At 38.0% G+C, this 23,134-nt stretch carries 19 protein-coding genes and 1 pseudogene; 19 read left to right on the top strand and 1 reads right to left on the bottom strand.

The window, feature by feature from the left end:
* The first annotated feature begins 10 nt into the window (after nucleotides 1-10).
* From ACSU6B_RS08090 to ACSU6B_RS08100, 3 genes and pseudogenes are all read left to right on the top strand, one after another.
* Nucleotides 11-1,336, top strand: a complete 1,326-nt coding sequence (locus ACSU6B_RS08090; RefSeq protein ID WP_410884207.1) for an ABC transporter substrate-binding protein — start codon at nucleotides 11-13, stop codon at nucleotides 1,334-1,336.
* Between the two features lie 26 nt (nucleotides 1,337-1,362).
* Nucleotides 1,363-1,747 (top strand): annotated as a pseudogene (locus ACSU6B_RS08095) (glyoxalase superfamily protein).
* 100 nt (nucleotides 1,748-1,847) lie between these two features.
* Nucleotides 1,848-2,066, top strand: coding sequence for a hypothetical protein (locus ACSU6B_RS08100; RefSeq protein WP_410884209.1), 219 nt, complete (start codon nucleotides 1,848-1,850; stop codon nucleotides 2,064-2,066).
* Between the two features lie 63 nt (nucleotides 2,067-2,129).
* Here ACSU6B_RS08100 and ACSU6B_RS08105 read toward each other — a convergent pair whose 3' ends face one another.
* Nucleotides 2,130-3,035, bottom strand: coding sequence for a nuclease-related domain-containing protein (locus tag ACSU6B_RS08105; RefSeq protein ID WP_410884211.1), 906 nt, complete (start codon nucleotides 3,033-3,035; stop codon nucleotides 2,130-2,132).
* A gap of 268 nt (nucleotides 3,036-3,303) precedes the next feature.
* On the opposite strand from ACSU6B_RS08105, the gene ACSU6B_RS08110 reads away from it, so the two are divergent.
* The 16 genes from ACSU6B_RS08110 (at nucleotide 3,304) to ACSU6B_RS08185 (ending at nucleotide 23,083) form a co-directional block, all read left to right on the top strand.
* Nucleotides 3,304-4,239, top strand: coding sequence for an ABC transporter permease (locus tag ACSU6B_RS08110; RefSeq protein ID WP_410884365.1), 936 nt, complete (start codon nucleotides 3,304-3,306; stop codon nucleotides 4,237-4,239).
* 18 nt (nucleotides 4,240-4,257) lie between these two features.
* Nucleotides 4,258-5,139 carry a carbohydrate ABC transporter permease gene (locus ACSU6B_RS08115; RefSeq protein ID WP_410884213.1) on the top strand — a complete coding sequence of 294 codons (882 nt, stop codon included), beginning with the start codon at nucleotides 4,258-4,260 and terminating at the stop codon, nucleotides 5,137-5,139.
* 61 nt (nucleotides 5,140-5,200) lie between these two features.
* Nucleotides 5,201-6,817: an ABC transporter substrate-binding protein gene (locus ACSU6B_RS08120; RefSeq protein ID WP_410884215.1), complete on the top strand. Its 1,617-nt coding sequence runs from the start codon at nucleotides 5,201-5,203 to the stop codon at nucleotides 6,815-6,817.
* Nucleotides 6,818-6,913: 96 nt separating this feature from the next.
* Nucleotides 6,914-8,383 (top strand): glycoside hydrolase family 32 protein, encoded by a 1,470-nt coding sequence (locus tag ACSU6B_RS08125; RefSeq protein ID WP_410884217.1) that lies wholly within the window; start codon nucleotides 6,914-6,916, stop codon nucleotides 8,381-8,383.
* A 103-nt stretch (nucleotides 8,384-8,486) separates the two neighbouring features.
* Complete coding sequence (locus ACSU6B_RS08130; protein ID WP_410884219.1) at nucleotides 8,487-9,473, top strand: carbohydrate kinase family protein; 987 nt, start codon at nucleotides 8,487-8,489, stop codon at nucleotides 9,471-9,473.
* Nucleotides 9,474-9,509: 36 nt separating this feature from the next.
* Nucleotides 9,510-10,649, top strand: a complete 1,140-nt coding sequence (locus ACSU6B_RS08135) for a Gfo/Idh/MocA family protein (protein WP_410884221.1) — start codon at nucleotides 9,510-9,512, stop codon at nucleotides 10,647-10,649.
* A 96-nt stretch (nucleotides 10,650-10,745) separates the two neighbouring features.
* Nucleotides 10,746-12,515: an ABC transporter ATP-binding protein gene (locus tag ACSU6B_RS08140; RefSeq protein WP_410884223.1), complete on the top strand. Its 1,770-nt coding sequence runs from the start codon at nucleotides 10,746-10,748 to the stop codon at nucleotides 12,513-12,515.
* Nucleotides 12,502-14,289 (top strand): ABC transporter ATP-binding protein, encoded by a 1,788-nt coding sequence (locus tag ACSU6B_RS08145; RefSeq protein ID WP_410884225.1) that lies wholly within the window; start codon nucleotides 12,502-12,504, stop codon nucleotides 14,287-14,289. The genes ACSU6B_RS08140 and ACSU6B_RS08145 overlap by 14 nt, the downstream gene beginning before the upstream one ends.
* A gap of 169 nt (nucleotides 14,290-14,458) precedes the next feature.
* Nucleotides 14,459-15,271: a Cof-type HAD-IIB family hydrolase gene (locus ACSU6B_RS08150; RefSeq protein WP_410884227.1), complete on the top strand. Its 813-nt coding sequence runs from the start codon at nucleotides 14,459-14,461 to the stop codon at nucleotides 15,269-15,271.
* A gap of 152 nt (nucleotides 15,272-15,423) precedes the next feature.
* Nucleotides 15,424-16,398, top strand: a complete 975-nt coding sequence (locus ACSU6B_RS08155; protein WP_410884229.1) for a LacI family DNA-binding transcriptional regulator — start codon at nucleotides 15,424-15,426, stop codon at nucleotides 16,396-16,398.
* A 299-nt stretch (nucleotides 16,399-16,697) separates the two neighbouring features.
* Nucleotides 16,698-17,654: an ABC transporter permease gene (locus tag ACSU6B_RS08160; protein ID WP_410884231.1), complete on the top strand. Its 957-nt coding sequence runs from the start codon at nucleotides 16,698-16,700 to the stop codon at nucleotides 17,652-17,654.
* Nucleotides 17,655-17,671: 17 nt separating this feature from the next.
* A complete protein-coding gene (locus tag ACSU6B_RS08165; RefSeq protein WP_251033607.1) occupies nucleotides 17,672-18,586 on the top strand; it encodes a carbohydrate ABC transporter permease in 915 nt (304 codons plus the stop codon).
* A gap of 133 nt (nucleotides 18,587-18,719) precedes the next feature.
* Nucleotides 18,720-20,312: an ABC transporter substrate-binding protein gene (locus ACSU6B_RS08170; protein WP_410884367.1), complete on the top strand. Its 1,593-nt coding sequence runs from the start codon at nucleotides 18,720-18,722 to the stop codon at nucleotides 20,310-20,312.
* A gap of 314 nt (nucleotides 20,313-20,626) precedes the next feature.
* Nucleotides 20,627-20,869: a Spo0E family sporulation regulatory protein-aspartic acid phosphatase gene (locus ACSU6B_RS08175; RefSeq protein ID WP_410884233.1), complete on the top strand. Its 243-nt coding sequence runs from the start codon at nucleotides 20,627-20,629 to the stop codon at nucleotides 20,867-20,869.
* Between the two features lie 75 nt (nucleotides 20,870-20,944).
* Complete coding sequence (locus tag ACSU6B_RS08180; RefSeq protein WP_410884235.1) at nucleotides 20,945-22,441, top strand: glycoside hydrolase family 32 protein; 1,497 nt, start codon at nucleotides 20,945-20,947, stop codon at nucleotides 22,439-22,441.
* A gap of 33 nt (nucleotides 22,442-22,474) precedes the next feature.
* Nucleotides 22,475-23,083 (top strand): YesL family protein, encoded by a 609-nt coding sequence (locus ACSU6B_RS08185; RefSeq protein ID WP_215014958.1) that lies wholly within the window; start codon nucleotides 22,475-22,477, stop codon nucleotides 23,081-23,083.
* The last annotated feature ends 51 nt before the right edge of the window (nucleotides 23,084-23,134 follow it).

Genomic DNA, 23,134 nt, shown 5'->3' on the forward strand with positions numbered 1-23,134 from the left:
GGGAATGTTGATGAAAAAATGGTTCACTATTTTTGCAATTATACTTTTGGGTATTTTAGTGTATGCGTTGTCTTTTTTTGATACATTCTCTGGTAGCCCCCAAAAAGAGAAAGCGGAAAAACCAAAGGGTTCCGAACGAACTGAGTTGACGTTTTGGCGAAATAGTGGAAATACGGCTGAAAATAAAGCATTTGAAGAATTAGTTTCTGTCTTTGAAAAAGCAAACCCCGATATCTCGGTGAATATGAAGTCGATTCCATACAGTGATTATGAAATAAGACTGCGGACAGAACTTGCTGCAGGAAACCCTCCGGATATTTTGACGATTGACAGTCCTACGCTTGCTCTTTATGCAAATACCGGATCGTTATTATCAATTGATCCATTTATGAGAAAGGAGGGGCAGATTGATGATATTCCTGCCTCTACCTTGCGAGGATTAAGTTATAAGGGTCAAATTTACCTTGCACCGATTGTCGAGTCAAGTATTGCTTTATATTACAATAGACATTTATTTAAAGATGCCGGTATCCCTTATCCATCTGAAGATCCCAAAAACCCATTAACATGGGATGAGGTATTAGAGATTGCTAAAAAAGTAAATAATCCTGCTAAAGATGTGATCGGTATTGACCCGGCACAGGGTTTTAATGATGGAGAATCTCCTGCTTATTTTAAAACACCCCTCCTTTGGCAGTTTGGTGCTAATATTTTAAGCCCCGATGGAACTACGGCAAGTGGATATTTAGATTCAAAAGAAGCGTTAGATGCCCTTCAGTTTTATCAAAATCTATATCATAAAAATGGTGTTGCGGCATTTGAATTACCCCCAGCTGTGTTTGAGTCAGGTAAACTTGCGATGACTGTGCTTGGTTCTTGGACACTTGCAGATCTGGAAAAAAATCACCCTGAATTTAAGCTCGGAGAGGATTTTGGAGTAACACCACTGCCAAAGGATAAGTATCAGTTTGTTCCAAATGGAGGATGGGCGCTCGGAATCACCTCTAAATCAAAACACCCACAGGAAGCATGGAAGTTTATTAAATATGTGACAAGTTATGAAGGAATGAAAAAGTATGTAACTATAACAGGTGATATTCCTGCGAGATTCTCTGTAGCTAAAGCTTTTCCGGAGCTAAATGAGTATCCTAAAAACATATTTTTACAGCAAACGCAAAAATATTCAAGGAACCGCCCTGTTACTCCTGCGTATCCCGTAGTCAGTGAAGCAATCAGAACATTGTTTGAGGATGTTGGAATCGGCGGGAAGGATGTTAAGACTTCGGCGAGGGAAGCTGTAGAAAAAATCAATATAGGTCTTAAAGAAATTCAATAAAATGGGGACTAGGGGAAGGGATTAGTATGAATACATCTGAAATAACCATGAAAGGTCTCACATCTATCCTTCGTATTTTTGATGAAGCGAAGGCAAAAGAGTTTTATATGGATTATTTGGGATTTGTGATCGATTGGGAGCATCGGTTTGAGGATAATATGCCACCGTATATGCAAATCCTATAAAAATTGTATTATTCATCTTTCTGAGCCTCACGGGGATTGCTGTCCAGGTGCAGCGGTGAGGATTGAAGTGGTGAACATCGAGTCATTTTATTTACGGCTTCTTTCAAAGGATTATAAGTACGCCCGTCCTGGCATCGAAGAAACTCCATGGAAAACCAAAGAACTATGCATTCATGACCCGTTTGGCAATAGAATAATATTTTTTGAGAGCACCTCCTCTAGTTAAGATACTAGAGGAGTTTTTTTTTGCTGTAAGATCTCCTTAGTGATCCTGTTGTTGAATATTTAGGTTCCGAAGGACAAAACTCCACAAGGGAAAAGGAAAAATGTCTATCGTAAGGGTTCCGAAGGACAAAACTCCACAAGTAAAAGGAAAAATGTCTATCGTAAGGGCTCCGAAGGACAAAACCGCACAAGGAAAAGGAAAAATGTCTATCGTAAGGGTTCCGAAGGACAAAACTCCACAAGGAAAAGGAAAAATGTCTATCGTGAAGGTTCCGAAGGACAAAACCGTACAAGGGAAAAGGAAAAATGTCTATCCGTAAGGGTTCCGAAGGACAAAACTCCACAAGGGAACAGGAAAATGTCTATTATAGGGATTCTAAAGATCACTCATAAAAAGTCCAATTATGAACACCTACTCTTTTAAAGTTTCTCTCTAGAATCCTGCTTATTCTTTTCTTAGATTCAACCAGCACACACCATTCGTGAACAAGATTGGTGGTTATCTTTCGATCCGGAAATAGGAGCTTGATTTCATCCACCATGCGCAAAACAGCAGACTCAACTACCTCTTCGCACCTACAATCACCACACACTATTTTCTTTCCTTGGACAAACATCGAAAACGAGCTGCATTCTTTACACGTTATCCCCTTTTTCACCTGATCAAAGTTATAAGCCGGTACTTGAATAAATGAGGAGTCCATTTGATGCAACGAAACTAGTTTTTCAGCAATCTTTTTATGCTGGGTTGTTAGTTTTGACGGTTGCGCATTTAAATTTTCCATAAGTGCGTCTAGCTGTGTTGGATAAATTATGGGTTCGTTTACGGGGGCTTGATATAAAGTAAACCGGGGGTTTATATAAACAACATATCCCTCAATTGGTAAATTATATCCGTGTTTTTGGAGTAATTGGCGAAGCAAAGATTTGCTGCGTCTCAACTGATCCAGTGGATTCTTAACTTCCTTTTCAGCCAGCGTTTCGAACCGGCCGTTTCGAAAACAGTAATCGCCTTCATAATTTTTTACTTCAAAAAAGCTAATTTTTTTTTGAAAAATGATAGTAGTATCAAGTTGGAAGGTTGTGTTGTTAACGTTTAACAGCAAATCATTTAAAATATAACACTCACTCTGAATCTTTTCTGTTAATAAATCAAACTGAACTTCACCCTCGAAGCCTTTTTCTTGGTACAAATAGTACTTTTTCTCGTCAACGGTTTGATCTATTCTCTTGTTTAAAATCCTTAGAATAATTAATTTACCTTGGACAGTTCGTGCTTTAAAAGGCATCTCCCACTTCCTCTCCTATGTTTTAACAATCCACCTTAATCATAAATAAAAAAACAAAAGATATGCGTGAATACTTTGTTAATTTTCCCGAAGATAAATGGAACCGTTTTCAACTGCCGAAAATTTTAAACGTCCATTTCCGAAGATATTAAACTCTCTCCTTTTCCAAATTTGCTAAAGTTAAAACCAGATAAAGAAAAAAGCTATTTGATAGGAGGTTAAGAGCTTGCAAGAATTAGTAAATGTCCAAAAAGAACCAGTTGTACAGATCCAAGCGGAAAAGAAAGCAGCTTCGAAACTGACAGGCAAATTGGAATATATCAAGAAAAACTATCATCTTTATTTGCTGATTGCTCCAGCTGTCATTTTAACAATCATTTTTAAATATATCCCCATGTATGGAGCCATTATTGCCTTTAAAGATTTTAGTACCATCAAAGGTATTTTAGGAAGTGATTGGGTCGGATTTGATAATTTCACCAAATTCTTATCTTCACCTAACTTTACTGACATTTTTATGAATACGCTTAAACTCAGTTTTTTTGGCTTAATCGTTGGCTTCCCAGTCCCTATCATCCTGTCATTAATGCTTAATCAGCTACGAAGGGCGGCCATTAAAAAAAATATTCAACTCGTGCTCTATGCACCAAACTTTATTTCTGTGGTTGTAATTGTTGGTATGGCGTTTATTTTCTTATCACCAACAGGCCCTATCAATCAACTGGTTAGCTTCATAACTGGAAAGCCGCTTATGTTCATGTCAAATCCAGATTATTTCCGATCAATCTATATTATCTCTGGTATTTGGCAGGCGGCAGGCTGGTCATCGATTATCTACGTGGCGGCTTTATCGAATGTTGACCCTGAATTACACAATGCAGCAACGATTGATGGAGCAAATATTCTTCAAAGAATGATTCACATCGATTTACCGACATTGAAACCATTAATGGCAGTTACATTTATTCTGGCTGCTGGAGGGATTATGTCGATTGGATTTGAAAAAGCATATTTAATGCAAACCGCAATGAATTTGCCTTCTTCCGAAATTCTGCCAACTTATGTGTATAAAGTAGGTTTGCAGTCCGGCGACTATGCTTATTCAACAGCTGTTGGCCTGTTTAATTCAGTCATTAACGTAATCTTGTTAATCGTAGTTAATAAAATCGTTAAGAAGTTAAACGAAGGTGAAGGTTTATATTAACGAGAAAGGAGTCTTGAGATGAATATAAAGCACACCCGCATAGACCGAATCATATTAGGCTTTAATAATATCTTTCTATGCTTAGCCGTATTAATCGTGTTAGTTCCCTTGGTATATGTCGTTCTTGCGTCATTCATGGATCCAACGGTGTTATTAAATAAAGGGATTTCTTTCAATTTTTCAGATTGGAGTTTTAAAGGATATCAGTTGATTTTATCCAATGATGCGATGGTCCATGGCTTTATCAATTCTATTCTTTATTCAGTAGGATTTGCCATTATAACTGTTGTGGTTTGTATTTTTGCTGCCTATCCATTATCAGTAAATGGCTTTGTCGGGAAAAATTTCTTTATGACACTATTTATTATCACCATCTTCTTTGGAGGTGGACTTATCCCAACCTACCTGGTTGTAAAAGACCTCGGAATGTTAAACACCCCATGGGCGATTTTAATACCAGGAGCCGTGAATGTTTGGAATATTATCCTAGCAAGGACTTATTTTAAAAGTATTCCTTATGAATTACATGAAGCAGCAAAGGTGGATGGAGCATCCGATCTACTAATCTTCTTCAAAATCGTTATGCCACTTTCCAAACCTATCATTTTCGTCCTAGCAATGTATGCATTTGTTGGTCAATGGAACTCTTATTTTGATGCGATGATTTATCTCGAGGATCCGAAATTGCACCCATTACAGTTAGTTTTGAGGTCAATATTGATTCAAAATCAAACTGGACCAGGAATGATTAGTGATCAGCAGGCTATGGCTGAACTTAAAAAGCTTTCAGAAATGATCAAATACTCATCGATTGTTATTTCTAGTCTTCCTCTTATTATCATGTATCCGTTTTTCCAAAAGTACTTTGAAAAAGGTGTCATGGTGGGTTCATTGAAATAAAGAGCCAATTTAATAGATTTTATTGTAAATGCTTACACACAATATTTAGGAGGGTAATGATATGAAAAATGTAAAAAAAGTTATGGCTGCATCACTTGCTACGATATTACTAGTTTCAGGCTGTAGTAACAGTGGCAAAAGTGAAACTGCATCATCAAAAGAGTATAAATTAAAGGATGTTTCTTTCCCTTTAAAGGAAAAAGTGACATTGAACTTTATGACACAAAGCTCGCCTTTAGCTCCAGCTGACCCTAATAAAAAATTAATTTATAAGCGGTTAGAAGAGCAGTCGGGCGTTCATATTAAGTGGAAAAACTATACCTCCGATGCTTTTATTGAAAAAAGAAACCTGGCAATGGCAAGCGGTGATCTGCCAGATGCCATCCTCGATGCAGGTTTTAATGACCATGATCTATTAAAACTTGCAAAAGATGGTGCGATTGTTCCTGTGGAAGATTTAATAGAGAAGTACATGCCTAACCTCCAAAAGGTTTTGGAAGCAGCACCTGAATATAAAGCAATGATGACTGCTCCTGATGGACATATTTACTCTTTCCCATGGATTGAGGAGTTAGGTTCAGGAAAAGAAAGTATTCACTCGGTTGATGATTTCCCATGGATCAATGTGGAATGGTTAAATAAATTAGGGTTAAAAATGCCGACAAACACAGAAGAATTAAAGCAAGTATTGATTGCCTTTAAAACAAAAGATCCCAATGGCAACGGAAAAGCGGATGAAATCCCAATGTCGTTTATTGGTAAGCAAGCAGGCGGGGAAGACTTAGCATTCTTATTTGGATCGTTTGGCCTTGGTGAAAACTGGGATCATACGGTTGTAAGCAATGATGGTAAAGTTACGTTTACAGCATCAGATAAAGGATATAAAGAGGGAATGAAATTTCTCAATGAGTTATATAAAGAAGGTCTAATCGATGTTGAAGCGTTTGAACAAGATTGGAACACGTATCTAGCAAAAGGCAAAGATAATCGTTATGGTTTATATTTCACTTGGGATAAAGCCAATATTACTGGTATGAATGACAAATATGACCTAATGAAGCCGCTAGCTGGTCCAGATGGCCAAGTGAATGTAGCCAGAACCAATGGAATGGGATTTGATAGAGGCAGAATGGTTATCACAAGTTCGGATAAGAACATTGAACTGACTGCAAAATGGATTGATCAATTATATGAACCAAAACAATCAGTTCAAGATAACTGGGGTACGTATGGTGATAAAACCCAACAAAATATCTTTGAATTAGATGAAGCAGCAGGAATGCTAAAACATTTACCTTTATCAGGTACAGCACCAGTGGAATTAAGACAAAAAACAAATATCGGCGGACCATTAGCGATTTTAGATGAGTATTATGGAAAAGTTACCACAAAACCAGATGATGCTGCATGGAGATTAGGATTAATGAAGGAAGTTATGACTCCTCATATGACCGCAGAAAATATTTATCCAAGAGTATTCTTCTCATTAGAAGATAGCGATAAACTTACAACAATTGAAACGGATATGTTTGCTTTCGTTATGAGAAAACGGGCCGAATGGATTCAAAATGGAAAAGTGGAAAAAGAATGGGATGGATATTTGAAAGAATTAGACCGCTTAGGATTACAAGAGTGGTTAAAGATTAAACAAGCAGGATACGACAGGAACACAAAATAAACGGTTGGCTGAGGCTGTACAGTACAGGCAGTACGTACAGCCTTGTTTCGAAATAATAGGTATATTCCATTATCTAAATATCAAAAGGAGCGACAAATGATGAAACAACTATATAAAGAAAAATATCGTCAGCAGTTTCATTTTTCACCTGAAGAAAAATGGATGAACGACCCGAATGGAATGGTCTTTTTTAATAATGAGTATCACCTTTTTTATCAATACCACCCATTTGGGACCACATGGGGCCCAATGCACTGGGGGCATGCGGTTAGTAAAAATCTAATTCATTGGGAACAGCTGCCGATTGCGCTATATCCAGATGAGCATGGTGAAATTTTCTCTGGAAGTGCAGTAGTGGATTGGAATAATACATCAGGATTATTCCAGAATGGACCTGGGTTGGTTGCCATTTATACAAGTGCGGATAACTATCCAGATTCCGACAGGCCGCGTCAGCGTCAAAGTCTTGCTTATAGTACCGACAATGGAAGAACATGGACCAAATTCGAAGGAAATCCCGTACTTTCTGATGTAAACATTACCGATTATCGTGATCCAAAGGTTTTTTGGCATGAAGAAACGAATAAATGGGTGATGGTATTAGCTACTGGACAATCCGTTACCATTTATACATCGGCTAACCTAAAAGATTGGGAGTTTGCTAGTGAATTTGGAAGTCATGCTGGTTCACATGATGGCGTTTGGGAATGCCCAGACCTGTTTAAATTGCCAGTAGATGGGGATGAAAACAATCAAAAATGGGTCATGTTTGTCAGCATAGGTGATAACCATGAATTCAAAGAGGGATCAAGAACACAATATTTTGTAGGTGATTTTGACGGAACTACATTTGTAAATAATAATCTTGATGAAACAGTTCTCTGGTTAGATTATGGCCGGGATAATTATGCTGGGGTAAGCTGGTCAGATATCCCATCTAAAGATGGAAGAAGAATTTATATTGGATGGATGAGTAATTGGCGTTACGCAAATCAAGTACCAACTGAAGAATGGCGGAGTGCGATGACATTACCAAGAGAATTATCGTTAACTTCCAATAAGGCTGGAGTTCGCTTGATACAAAAAGTGGCAGCGGAAATCGAGACAATTCGAAAAAGTTCAGAGGTTTATCAAGACCTTACGGTTGAAGCAAACCAACCTGCAATCTTTAACATGTTCAGTCCATTAATGGAAGTGAGCATTCAACTTGAAAACCAAACTTCAAATTCTTTTGGTATTGTTTTTCAAAACTCTGAAGATGTAAAAACAGTGGTTCGTTATGATGCAGAAAAGGAAATGCTACTAGTCGACCGGACGAAAGCTGGAGATAATAGTTTTTCAGAATCTTTCCCGGCTGTACAAGAAGCCTATGTGAAATTGGAAAATCTGCAAATTATTATTGATACTTCATCAATAGAGGTATTTGCAAATGATGGAAAGGTAGCTTTTACTAGCTTAATCTTTCCAAACCAACCATATGAGAAAATTGTTTTATTTTCAAACGAAGGAAATATCCGAGTGTCTTCATTAAAACTAACAGAACTAGATTCCATTTGGGGGAAATGACTTTATTTTTAGGCAAAGCTCTAATCAAAGGTTAGAGCTTTGTTTTTGCAAGGCCATGAACAAGTTACTATATAGAACAATTTGAAAGGACGGTTGAGATAAAATGAAAAACAATTCATCAGTCATTTGTATCGGAGAATTGTTAATCGATTTTTTCTGTACCGATGTGGATATAGATTTAATCGAGGGTCAAAATTTTGTAAAACAGGCAGGGGGAGCGCCTGCTAATGTTTGTGCAGCGATTGTGAAATTGGGAGGCCAAGCTTCTTTCAGTGGAAAGGTTGGCAATGATCCATTCGGACTTTTTTTAAAGAAAACATTAGATGAAGTGAATGTCGATACCTCCATGCTTGTGCTCGATGATGAGCATCCAACAACATTAGCATTTGTTTCGTTAAAAGCAAATGGGGAAAGGGATTTTGTTTTTAACCGTGGCGCAGATGCTTTCTTAACGGAGAACGATCTGGATAAAGAAAGAATAATGGAATCTAGTATTCTACATTTTGGCTCAGCGACCGCTTTATTGGATAATCCATTTCAAACCACTTATTTAAATTTAATGCAGGATGCCAAAAATAAAGGAAAATTTATCTCATTTGACCCTAACTTTAGACATGACCTTTGGAAGGGAAGAAGAGAACAATTTGTAGAGTTGGTAAGAAAGGGAATTGCGATCGCTGATTTTGTCAAAGTCAGTGATGATGAATTAAAGATTATCTCGGGAGCAGATAATTTAACAGAAGGAATCGCTTCCTTTCATCAAATAGGGGCAATAGCAGTAGCCGTTACGTTAGGGAAAGAAGGGACATTGATTTCAAATGACCATCACATCGAAACCATCCCTAGTATTGTAGTTGATGCAATCGATTCTACTGGTGCCGGGGATGCTTTCGTAGGAGCAACGCTTTACCAGCTGGCGAAAACAGAAGAACCGAAAAGTGTTTTAGAAGACTTCGCACACCTAAAACAAATCATTTCCTTTAGTAATAAAGTGGGAGCGATGGTCTGCACGAAAGTAGGGGCCATTTCTGCCCTGCCGACCCAAGTGGAAATAAACAGTTTTAAAGATACGCTGATTAAAAGTCTTTAAGTCAGTCAATTTTATAAGTTTAAGGGAGAGTGTCTAATGAAACTAGGTTTTATTGGTTGTGGTGTTATTGCGATGGCACATGTTGAAGGGTTGAAAGAGTTAAAAAGAAACGGGATTGAAACATTTGAATTGTCAGCGGTTTGTGATATTCAGCAGGAAAGGGCTGAGCAGTTTGCTTCAGAGGTGGAAAAGCGGTTAGGCAACCGTCCTGCAGTCTATACGGAATATCGTTTGATGTTGGAAAAAGAACAATTAGATGCCGTATCCATCCTGATCAATCATGATTTGCATCATACAGTAGCAGAAGATTGCTTTGCAGCAGGGGTTCATGTACAAATGCAAAAGCCGCTTTCCATTTCCCCGTCTTTTGGCCGGAAAATGATCGCTGATGCAAAAAAGTATAATAGAGTCTTAACATTATCCGAACCCAGCGTATTAGGGGCAGAAAATGTTGCAATTGCTGAGGCAGTAAAAGAAGGTCTGATTGGTCGCGTATCTTTAATAATTGATTATGCAACTGTTACATTGAATCGCGGATTTTTCGCCGGTACGCCATGGCGTCATATGAAAGGTCAAGCAGGGGCGGGCTGGATCAATGATCATGGAGTTCATAGAACTCACTTTTTTACTGAGATTAATGGTTCGATTGATGAAGTTTTTGCCTATACGGAAATTTTTGAAAAAGAATTAAGTAATGGGAATGTTACGGTCAAACCTACGGGAGAAGACACGGCCGTTACGGTCTTCAAGTTTACAAATGGAGGACTCGGTCATTGGATGTGTGCTACATCAGCCCATGGAGAAGGGACCGGAGGTGTGTGGATTTATGGAAGTAAGGGATGCCTTCGCCCTGGGCTTCATGCAACTCTTGAAGATGGGAAAAAAATTCTGATGCCGGAATTGATTGAGCGGTTTGCCCCGAATATCGTTGAACATCCATTCGCTCATTCCTATGTAGAATTATGGGAAGCCATTGCTGAAAATAAAACACCTATTTCGAGTGCGATGAGAGGCCTGGAAGCATTAGGAGTTGTATTTGCTGCTCTTGAATCTGCAACAATCGGCCAGCCCGTTAAAGTTCAAGACATACTTAATGGGAAAAAACATGCCTATGAAGATACCGTTCTGGAAGAGATGAAATCAATCATAACACCGGAACTTAAAGGATTGAGATAAAAGAAATAGGTTAGTAAATTAGGTACAGCCCTTTCTTAATTAAAGGAGGGCTTTTCACTTTAGTTTTTATGAACTATAGGAAGGAGAAGTAAATACATGCATAGTATACGTTGGGTATGGGGGTATATGCGGAATTACCGAGTTAAATTATTCTTTGGTCTTTCTCTCGTTCTAGTTGTTTCGTTACTAAATATGTTTAATCCCTATATTGCAGGTAAAATCATCGATAAGGTCATTTATGGACATCAGAATGATTTATTATGGCCCCTGTTGGGATTAATGATTGGTGTAACCATAACCAAGACAGTGATTCGGTATAGGTATCAATTAATGTTTGAGCGGATTTCGCAAAATGTAATATTTACGATAAGGGAAGAGTTGTATACTCGTCTTCATCAATTGGATTTTAGTTTTTATGATCGAACAAAAGTGGGAGATGCCATGGCGCGCATGACTGGGGATTTGGAAGCAGTCAGGCATTTTACTGCGTGGGCTATTTATATTATTTTTGAAAATGTTACCATTTTCCTGTTTGCCATTGGCTTCATGTTTGCTCTAAATCCGCGGTTAGCTTTGGTCATGCTCGCCGTAACACCGATTATTGGATTCTTTGCTTTTCGTTTAACCTATACTGTAAAGCCCACTTTTTCAGCGATTCGGGAACAGTTTGCCAGGCTGAATTCAGTGGTGCAGGAGAATATCGGCGGCAATCGAGTGGTAAAAGCCTTTGCCAAGGAAGATTATGAAATAGAAAAATTTTCAGTAGAAAATACAGGTTTCAAGGAAAAGAATCTTAACTCGGCAAGAGTATGGGAAAAGTACTTGCCCGTACTTGATTCACTTGCAGGGGTGTTAACAGTTGTCATGATCGTAGTTGGTGGGATTATGGTAATTAATAAGTCTATTTCTCTTGGAGAATTAGTTACGTTCAATTCCTTGATATGGGCGCTAAATAATCCGATGCGGATGGCCGGCTGGTTGATAAATGATGTTCAGCGGTTTATTGCTTCTGCTGAAAAAGTGGAAGAATTATTAAATGAAGAACCGAAAATCACCAATGCTGTCAATAAAAAGAACGTGGAAAATTTCAAAGGGATCGTTGATTTCAAACAAGTCTCCTTTAGTTATGGTGAAGAGTCGGTGTTGGAGGATATTACCTTTAAAGTCATGCCAGGTCAAACGATTGGAATTATTGGGCCGACTGGTGCCGGAAAATCAACATTAGTGAATCTTCTGAGCAGATTCTATGATACGGACAGTGGAGAAGTAAGCGTGGACGGAATTGATGTGAAGGAATGGGATATCCACAAATTACGGGAAAGCATGGCCATGGTGATGCAGGATATTTTCCTTTTTTCAGATACGATTGAAGGAAATATCGCTTATGGAAATCCTGAAGCGTCGATAGAATCCGTTCAAACGGCTGCGAAAATGGCAGAGGCACACAACTTTATTATTGAGCTGCCTGATAGTTACGAAACAATCATTGGTGAACGAGGGGTAGGGCTTTCCGGGGGGCAAAGGCAGCGGATTGCTTTGGCACGGGCGATTCTGAAAGATCCGTCGATTCTCATCCTTGATGATACAACCTCAAGTGTCGATATGGAAACCGAACTTCGTATTCAAAAAACGTTGAAGTCTATCCATCAGGATAAAACCTGTTTCATTATTGCCCATCGGATTACATCTGTTAAAGAGGCGGATTTGATTCTTGTTATGGATAATGGAAGGATTATTGAAAGAGGGAAGCATGAAGAACTGCTTAAGAAAAAGGGCTACTACGCTAACGTGTTTAAAAATCAATATGGGAATTTTGAAGAACTCCACCATGGTAAGGAAGTGATCTATATCAATGGCACGAAATAAATTTGATGTCGATGAAGAGTTAGAGTCACCATTTAGCGTTATACAATTTAAACGGTTATTAATTTATATAAAGCCTCACCAAAAAAAGATCCTTTTTACCGTTTTCATGATGCTGATCGCCAGCGGTGCGAATTTAATCGGGCCGTATTTGATTAAACAAGCCATTGACGTGAAAATCCCAAACAAAGACGTTGGGGGCTTATTCATTCTTGCGGGTATTTACGTAATCGCCCTGTTGATTAGCGGGTTCTGTATGAAATATCGGATTCGAATCATGACTGATACTGGACAGAGTATCATCCAAAATATTAGGAAAGATTTATTTACTCATTTGCAAAAACTATCATTCTCTTTTTACGATAGCAGGCCGCATGGAAAAATTTTAGTGAGAGTTGTAAACTATGTTAATTCTTTAAGTGATTTGCTTTCAAATGGAATCATTAATTTGATCACCGATCTTTTCAGCCTGTTTGTTATTCTCGGTTTTATGTTATCGATTGATGTAAAACTTACGCTGTATGCCATGGCTGCTTTTCCATTACTGGCCGCAGTGATATTTTTTATAAAAAATGCCCAGCGGAAAACCTGGCAAACTTTAAGTAACAAGCAATCCAATATGAATGCATATATTCATGAAAGTATTAATGGAATTAAGGTTACTCAAGCCTTTTCCAGAGAGGAAGAAAATAAACGTATTTTTGGTGAAGTGGCTGAGAGCTATCGAGGCTCATGGATGAAGGCAGTGAAAATACAATTTCTGCTATGGCCTTTCATTGAGAATATTTCCGTCTTAACGGTTTCGTTTATCTACATTCTCGGCATAGCGATGATCGGTCACGGGATCACGGTTGGTTCACTGGTTGCTTTTATAGGCTATATATGGATGTTCTGGATGCCTTTAGCGAACATCGGGAATTTTTATAATGCCATCATTAATGCGATGGCCTATTTGGAACGAATTTTTGAATTGATGGATGAAAAGCCAACGGTAAACAATGCTCCAAATGCTGCTCAGCTTCCCGAAATTCAAGGAATGGTTGAATATAAGAATGTTGTTTTTGGGTATGAGAAAGAGGGGAAAACCCTCAACAATATTAATTTCAAGGTAAATCCAGGTGAAAGGATCGCTCTTGTCGGTGCAACAGGATCAGGGAAAACCACGATCGTAAGCTTGATTAGTCGTTTTTATGATATTAATAGTGGGAAAATTGAAATTGACGGGATTGATATTAAGACGGTAACGATCCCATCACTTAGGAAGCAAATGGGAATCATGCTCCAAGATCCGTTTGTTTTTTCGGGAACGATTATGGATAATATCCGCTATGGCCGGCTGGATGCGACAGATGAAGAAGTGTTGGAGGCTGCAAAAGCGGTGCAGGCTCATCAGTTTATCAGCCGTTTTAAGGATGGATATCAAACCGAAGTAAATGAGAGAGGCACAAGTCTTTCTAATGGACAGAGGCAGCTGATCTCTTTTGCCAGGGCACTATTGGCCGATCCGAAAATTTTAATCCTCGATGAAGCGACATCATCGATCGATACGGAAACGGAGCTGGCCTTGCAAAAAGGACTGGAGTCGTTACTGAAAGGCAGAACATCCTTTATTATCGCCCACCGGCTTTCGACGATTCAAAACGCAACCCGTATTCTTTTCATTGAAAAAGGTAGAATCATAGAGGAGGGATCCCATGACGAATTAATTAGGCGTAAGGAGTATTACTGGAAGCTATACCATTCACAGCGCGGTAATGAGATTTGTGTCAGTTCATAAATGTAAAAGGACAAAATTAGTTACCTTAAAGAAGAAAACCAATTTTTATTGACAATATATTCATGATCTTTAAATCGACGATATAATTGATATATTAGCTTACTAAAAACTTAGACACTTGTTATAAATTCCGACTAAAAATATTTTATTAAGGACTAGGGGGATTCATATGGGTAATTTCAAAATGGTATGTTTGGATATTGATGGGACATTACTGAATTCCAGGCATGAGATTACGGAAAAAACGAAACAAGTAATCCAGAAAGTTGCTAATGAAAAACAAATTCCAGTCATCCTAGTTTCTGCAAGAATGCCTAAAGGGATAAAGTTCTTGCAGCAAGCGTTAAATATCGTACAGCCCATTATTTGTTACAGCGGTGCGTTAATTTGGAATAATCGTGATACACTATTAAACATTACGATACCAGTTTTAGATGTTAAGCAGGTGTATAACATTGTCAAAAGTATCGGCATCCATATCAGTTTATACAAGGATGATGAATGGTATATAGAAAAAATGGATGATTGGGCGAAACAAGAGAGTGAAATTACGAATATTACTCCTGCTATTTCCGATTTTAGTAACCTATTTACTATTTGGGAGCAAGAAAGGACTGGACCTAATAAAATTTTATGTATGGCTGAATCCCCAGATATCCAACAATTGGATACAAAAATGAAAGAATATCTTTCTAATCATTTAAATATTTATCCTTCAAAACCTACCTACTTAGAAATAATGCCCAAACATACAACCAAAACTTCTGCCATTGAATTTTTATGCAAAGAGTTTGATATCCTAAAAAACGAGATTATCGCAATAGGCGACAACTATAATGATATGAATATGATTGAATTTGCGGGACTTGGAATTGCCATGGGAAATGCACCGGAACAAGTGAAACAAATTGCTAATGATATCACACTTTCCAATGATGAGGACGGTGTAGCAGAGGCATTAAAAAAATACATTCTATCTTAAAAAAAGAAATCAGAAAAATTAATTTATTTTTTTAAAAAACGTTGAAACGTTTCCAAAATGGTGATATTATAGGTTCATGGAAACGTTGAAACGTTTCCAAAGTAGAGATATCATAAGTTTATGAAATCGCTTTAATATTGGAGGTAGTTGTAGTGCCAAGTTTAAAAGATGTTGCAGACCTGGCAGGAGTTGGAGTTGGCACTGTTTCACGAGTCATTAACAATCATCCGAATGTAAGGAACGAAACACGGGAGAAAGTGAATGCTGCGATCAAACAATTAAATTATATTCCAAACGAAGTAGCAAGAAATTTTAAAATGCAAAAATCAACAATGGTTGCGCTGTTGCTTCCGAGTGTATGGCATCCATTTTTCTCAGAACTCGCCTATTATATCGAAGATGAGCTTGACCGAGAAGGGTATAAATTGATGCTTTGCAATAGTGGGGGCAGACCCGACAAAGAGCTTTATTATTTAGATATGCTCAATCAGAATAAAGTAGCAGGCATTATTGGAATCACTTACAATGACATCGAAGATAGTGTGAGTACTGATATTCCGATTATCAGCATTGACCGCCATTTTGGAAAAAAAATCACATGCGTAACCTCGGATAACTACACTGGCGGCCGCATTGCCGTAAGAGAGCTTGTCAAAGCGGGAACTAAAAAAGCCGCATATCTTGCAACCTATAGTGATGTTTATAGTGAGGTTGAACTTCGGAAAAAAGGATTCATCGATGAAGCAGAGGCTCAAGGTATCGAATATATCATCTACGAGGAGCTTGATGCTGTTTTTAATGATGAAAAATACTTCGAAAATTTCTTTAAAATAAAAGAACATCATAATGTTTCCGGCATATTTGCAAATACTGACCTGCTAGCCGCCAAATATATTGATAAAGCCAAACAACATGGAATACGAACTCCAGAGGATGTAAAAGTAATTGGTTATGATGGAATTCAGGATAATAAGCTGTTTCATCCAATTCTATCAACGATCCGGCAGCCGGTTGAAGAAATGGCAAGAATGTCTGTAAAGCTTCTCTTAAGAAAGATTGAAGGTGAAGCATTGGAGCAAGAGATTTATCGAATCCCTGTCATGTACAGAGAGGGCGAAACAACTTAGGTATTATTTGCAATTTTTTTAACTCTTCGTTGGAAACGTTTCAATTGAAACGCTGGAGGATAAGGATTTATCGAATGCCTCTCGTTACAGAGAGGGAGGAACCTTAGATATATAATTTTTTTAACTCTTTTTGGAAACGTTTCAATGAAACGTTCAAGTAAGAGATTTATCGAATACCTATGATGTAGAGAGAGGAAGAAAAGGTTTAGATAACACAAATTTTTTTAGCTATTGTTGGAAACGTTTCAATTGAAAAGTTAGACAAAACAAAAAAACATTGTTGAAAGTGAGGCAAGGATATGGAAGTGGTTAGGCAAGCAAATTCGGTAATCGATTCACCCATCCAAGTAAAAAAAGCATCAAAACTAAAAAAAATCTTGAGTAATTATCAGCTCTATTTATTTCTTTTACCCGCTTTAGTTTATTTTATTGTTTTCCATTATGTCCCGATGTATGGAATATTAATTGCTTTTAAAGATTTTGTGGCAACAAAAGGAATTATGGGAAGTCCGTGGGTTGGATTTAAACACTTTGAGCGATTTTTTGAATCTTATCAATTTTGGACCCTTATCAAAAACACGCTTGGTCTTAGCGTTATACAACTAATCGTTGGTTTTCCGCTTCCAATTTTTCTAGCTCTCATGATGAACCAAATTAGAAGTGATAAGTACAAACGTTTTATTCAAACAGTTGTTTATGCGCCGCATTTTATATCAGTAGTTGTTTTAGCGGGTATGATTTATGTCTTCTTTTCAAACAATGGGCTTATTAATAACTTAATCCTGATTTTTGGCGGCGATCCGATTTCGTTTATGGCAAAACCTGATTGGTTTAAACCATTGTATATTGCCTCAGGCGTTTGGCAAGAAACCGGATGGGCCGCGATTATATATCTGGCAGCGCTTGCAGGAGTCAGCCCTGAACTGCATGAGGCTGCGGTAATGGATGGAGCAAATAAGTGGCAGCGGATTTTTCATGTGGATATTCCGGCGATTATGCCAACGGCTGTTATTCTATTAATTCTAAACGTTGGTAACATTATGAATATTGGTTTTGAAAAGGCCTACCTGTTACAAACACCAATGAACCAGCCGGCAGCAGAGATTATCCCAACCTATGTTTATAAGATGGGGTTACAGCAGGCGCAATATAGTTTTGCTTCCGCAGTAGGATTGTTTAATTCAGTGATTAACTTAGTTTTATTATTCTTAGTAAATAAGTTTGCGAAAAAATTATCCGGAACAGGATTATGGTAACAGGAGGTGCAGCATAAATGAGTTTATTAGCTTTAAAGAATAAGAGAATGACAAGAAAATCGAAGGAAGATAAGGTCTTTGATATTATTAACTTTTTTCTGGTCGCGATCATCTTACTATTGGTAGTCTATCCATTGTACTTTATTGTAATTGCCTCTATCAGTGACCCAAACATGATTTACGAAGGAAAGGTATGGCTATTGCCGAAAGAGCTGACCCTTGAAGGGTATCAGCGAATCTTTGGAGACAGCAAGATTTGGCTGGGCTATAAGAACTCCATCATGTATACGGTGGTTGGTACGATTGTAAACGTTTCTTTTACCTTAATGGCTGCCTATGCATTATCAAGAAAAGATTTATATGGAAGAAATGTGATTATGTTTTTATTCCTCATGACGATGTTTTTCTCAGGCGGACTCATTCCTACATACCTGGTTGTTAAGAATCTGGGTTTGCTAAATACAATGTGGGCGTTGATCCTGCCGAAAGCTGTAGCTGTCTGGAACGTGATAGTAGCTAAAACGTTTTTTGAGTCTTCTATTCCTGGTGAGTTATTAGAAGCAGCCAAAATAGATGGATGTTCCGATGCGAAATTTTTCTGGAAGATTGTTCTGCCGTTATCAAAACCGATTGTCGCTGTCATGGTGTTATTCTATGCCGTTGGACACTGGAACTCCTATTTTGATGCTTTAATCTATTTAAATAATGAAAATTTATATCCGTTGCAATTGATTTTACGAAACATTTTAATTCAAAATCAGGCATCCACAATGATGATCAGTGATTTGGACTCCTTGGCCGCAAAACAAAGAGTGTCTGAGCTAATTAAATACGGTGTGATTATTGTTGCTTCCATCCCGCTTTTAATCGTCTATCCATTTGTTCAAAAATACTTTGTCAAGGGTGTTATGATCGGTGGAATTAAAGGTTAATCGAAATGATTTGTAATAAGGGGTGGTGGTCGACGTCATTTATAGTTTGCCATCCATTTAATCGATCTAATAGGGGGAAAAACAAATGTTGAAATCAATCAAGAAAAATGTTCGGAAAAACAAGAAAAAGAGCATGGCGCTTGTCTTGGTTTTAGGATTAAGTGCTTCATTCGTATTAACTGGCTGTTCAAACAGTGATTCTGCCAGTTCCGAGAAAAAAGCAGATGCTGCCTTTCATAAAACAGGTTTACCGATTGTCGACAAACAGGTTACGTTAAACATTGTTTCACCAAAAGCAGCTCTGGCACCTGACTATTCGAAAATGGTGATTTTTGACCGACTTCAAAAAGCAACGAACGTTCAAATTAAATGGAATAATATCCCTGGAGATGGATATCAAGAAAAGAAAAATTTAATGCTGGCAAGCGGTGACCTGCCAGATGCGTTCTATTCATCAGGCTTTTCTGATCATGATCTCGCCCAATATGGTCAGAACGGCACCATTATCCCATTAGAGGATTTAATCGACAAATATGCACCAAATTTAAAGAAACTATTTGAAGAGAGACCAGAGTTGAAAAAGGTTGTAACCGCACCAGATGGGCATATTTATTCCCTTCCGCGTGCTGAGGAAATGGATCTAATCGGTATGCCAAATATTATGTTCATCAACAAAGCATGGTTAGATAAGCTTGGCCTAAAAATGCCGACAACATTAGAGGAATACCATGATGTGTTAAAAGCATTTAAAGAGAAGGATCCGAACGGAAACGGTAAGAAAGATGAAATTGGGTTGACTTTCTGGTATAACGGCTGGTGCGGTAATGAAGGAGATTTAATTGGTTTATTCGGAATGCCGGATGCTCCATTTGAAGCTGACCACCGTATTGTAAGAGATGGAAAAGTCCTTTATGCTGCGGTTCAGCCAGAGTTTAAAGAAGCCATTAAGTATTATAACGGCTGGGTAAAAGAAGGTTTAATTGACCCTGAGGTCGTAACCCAAAAGACGGAGCAGCTGTTTGCCAAAGGGAAAACACAGAATCCAACACTAGGCTCGTTCATTTGGTGGGAAAATACGGAAGTAGTTGGACCGGATCGAGTTAAAGATTATGTCGTATTACCGCCATTAAAAGGGAAAGATGGCAAAATTGTGATTGGACGTTCCAACTATTCCGAATATGGAAGAGATGCCTTTGTGATTACCTCAGCTAACAAAAACCCTGAGATTACGATGCGCTGGGTTGACCAATTATATGAGCCAAAAATGTCAGCACAAATTAACTGGGGCCCAATTGGTGAAATTTACGAGGAAGATGCGAATGGCATGTTAGTGAATAAAGAGCTTCCAGCAGGCGTAGCAATGGGTGAATTACGTCAAAAAGTTGCTCCGGGCGGTCCGTTTGTAGTCTTAAAGGAGCACTTTGGCAAAGTTGTAGACATGGAGCCAAGAGCAAAGGAAAGATTACAAATTCTTGACCAGTATTATAAACCACATATGGAACATGAAAGCTATCCATCCATCTTCTTTAGCCCTGAAGAGCTTGAAGTGATTAATACGATTGAGCCGGAAATTAAAGCCTTTGTGAAGCAAAAAGAAGCTCAATGGTTGATCGAGGGAGGAATTGAGAAGGAATGGGATGCGTATGTGAAGCAATTAAATGATATGGGTCTTGATAAATTAATGAAAGTTTACCAAAAAGGATTAGACCGCTATAACAAACAATAATCCCAATATAAAGCCAGATATTCTTTCTCGTCTGGCTTTTCTTTTCAAAAAATAAGAAATCGGATGATGTACATGTTTGATGTCACGGCTTTAGGAGAAGTTTTAATTGATTTCACACCCTCCGGTCATTCGGAAAAGGTGGAATTCCCAGTATTCCAACCATCGATCAGGTTGAAAGGTTTTTAAAAAAAGGCTTTGTTAAAGGCTAGTGTTGATTTTGGGTGGAGGGTAAAAGTCTGTGCTGGTTTTATATAGATAGATTAGTTTTTATATATTAACAATATTCGATGAACTGTGGAAAGGAAATAAAATCAATGGTTTTGGGGACTGTATCAGCTTTACGGGAGACTATAGATGAATTTCGCCAGAGTATGTACGAATTAGCAAAGAGGAAGGGCATTTCTGATCCACGTGTAATAAAAATTAGTCAGCAATTAGATGGAAAAATCATCATGTTGCAAAAAACCATATACCATTCTCAATCTTTATCAACAGCAAAGACTCTTTATTATGACGAAAACAAGATTGAGCCTGTAATTATTACTCATAGTAAATAGTTTAACTGAAATAATCAACAGCAAACCTTAACAAAGCCTAAAAAAAGAGTTCCTGAGAAAGGAAGAGTGTAAGAAATGAATAATAACGTACTGGAAACAAAACAGTATTATACAGAAAAATATCGTCCGCAGTTTCACTTCTCTCCGGAAAGAAACTGGATGAATGACCCGAATGGGATGGTGTATTATAACGGAGAATATCATTTGTTTTATCAATATCATCCCAATGGAACTACATGGGGCCCGATGCATTGGGGACATGCGGTAAGCAGCGATCTTGTTCACTGGGAACACCTCCCGATTGGTTTGGCTCCCGATGAGCATGGAACGATTTTTTCGGGGAGTGCAGTCGTGGATTGGAATGACACAAGCGGTTTCTTTGGAGGGGAATCAGGGTTAGTGGCGATTTTTACTCATGCTGATACATACCCTGATTCGGACCGTCCACGACAAAGGCAGAGTCTTGCCTATAGCAAGGATAATGGGCGGACATGGGTAAAATATGAGAAGAACCCTGTTCTCCAAGAAGAAAGTATCACAGATTTTCGTGATCCAAAAGTGTTCTGGCATCGTGAAACTAACCAATGGGTCATGGTATTAGCCGCAGGTCAAACGGTTAGAATTTATACTTCCCAAAATTTAACTTCATGGGAGTTTGCCAGTGAATTTGGAGAAGGACATGGCTCACATCAGGGTGTCTGGGAGTGTCCCGACCTTTTTGAATTACCTGTTGATGGGGATTCCAATCAGAAAAAATGGGCGCTATTTGTCAGCATTGGCAATGATCCAAAATATGAAGAAGGATCCAGAACGCAATATTTTATTGGCGATTTTGATGGTAAAACATTTTTCAACAATTACAAACCAGAAACGACCCTTTGGATTGATCATGGACGCGATAATTATGCGGGCGTTAGCTGGTCCGATGTTCCAGCTAAAGACGGAAGAAGGATTTATATTGGCTGGATGAGCAACTGGCAATATGCAAATGTTACTCCTACAAAAGAATGGCGAAGTGCGATGACGATTCCTAGAGTACTTGAGCTAAAGAAAACCGAAGAAGGGATTCGGCTTGTACAAAAACCGGTTCGTGAGTTACAAGGTATTCGTGATGAAAAAATATTAATTCAAAACGAAGTGGTTGTACCCGGTAAAAATCTTTTGGAAAATGTGAATAGTAACACATTCGAAATCATTGCCGAGTTTGAAATTGGAACCGCAACGGAATTTGGGTTCAAGGTTTGTAAGGGAGCCAATGAAGAAACAATTATTGGATTTGATGTAGAAAACCAAACATTATTTATAGATCGAACTAATTCGGGAGAGGCTGCTTTCCATGAGGCCTTTGCAGGAAAACATGAGTGCTATCTACTTCCAGAAAATAATAAGATCACTCTACATGTTTTTGTTGACCAGTCGTCTGTAGAATTGTTTGGAAATAATGGAAAGTCCGTCATAACGGACTTAATCTTCCCAAATCAAGAAAATAAGCAATTGGAGCTCTATGTAAAACGTGGAGAAATAAAGTTACACTCGTTAGAGATTTATTCGTTAAAATCTACTTGGCGATAATGTAGTGAAAAGGTAATAGGGGGAATGAAATTAATGAATGGTTTAAACAACAGATTATTTAATACCTTGAATACAATGGTAGATTTATTTCTATTAAATTTACTATGGGTCATTACTTCGCTCCCCTTAATAACCTTTTTTCCTGCAACAGCAGCCATGTTTGGCGTTATCCGCAAACGAATTTTACAAAAGGAAACAGAAAGTATTTTAAAAAGCTTTTTAAAAATTTTTAAAGGAAATTTCAAACAAAGCTTTATTATCTCGATTATGTGGTCGGTACTTGCCTGTTTCTTATATTTTGATTATAGGCTTATAGATCCAAGCAGTTCTGTTGGTCACCTCATTCTGTATATCATCTTAGTCATTGGCATTTTGTTGTTTAGTTCGATCTCCATTTATCTATTTCCGATTATGGTCCATTTTGAACTAAGCTTTAAGCACGTTATTCGAAATGCCTTTCTCTTTTCCCTTATGAACCCGGTCTTAACGATTCTTTTATTAATTATTGTTGGGGCGGGGACTTCTCTATTCTATTTATATCCCGTTACGATTTTCATCATCGGCAGTTATGCAGCCTATGCGGTTTACTATTTATGCCAACTATGGTTTAACCAGTTGCTATACATGAAGGGAACGAACTGAAGGGGAATATGTATCACAACTGGGTGCTTTTTACTGCAAACATGCTAGCAT

Origin of the sequence: Neobacillus sp. C211 (assembly GCF_051842875.1) — a bacterium.
In the GTDB taxonomy this organism is placed as follows: domain Bacteria; phylum Bacillota; class Bacilli; order Bacillales; family Cytobacillaceae; genus Neobacillus.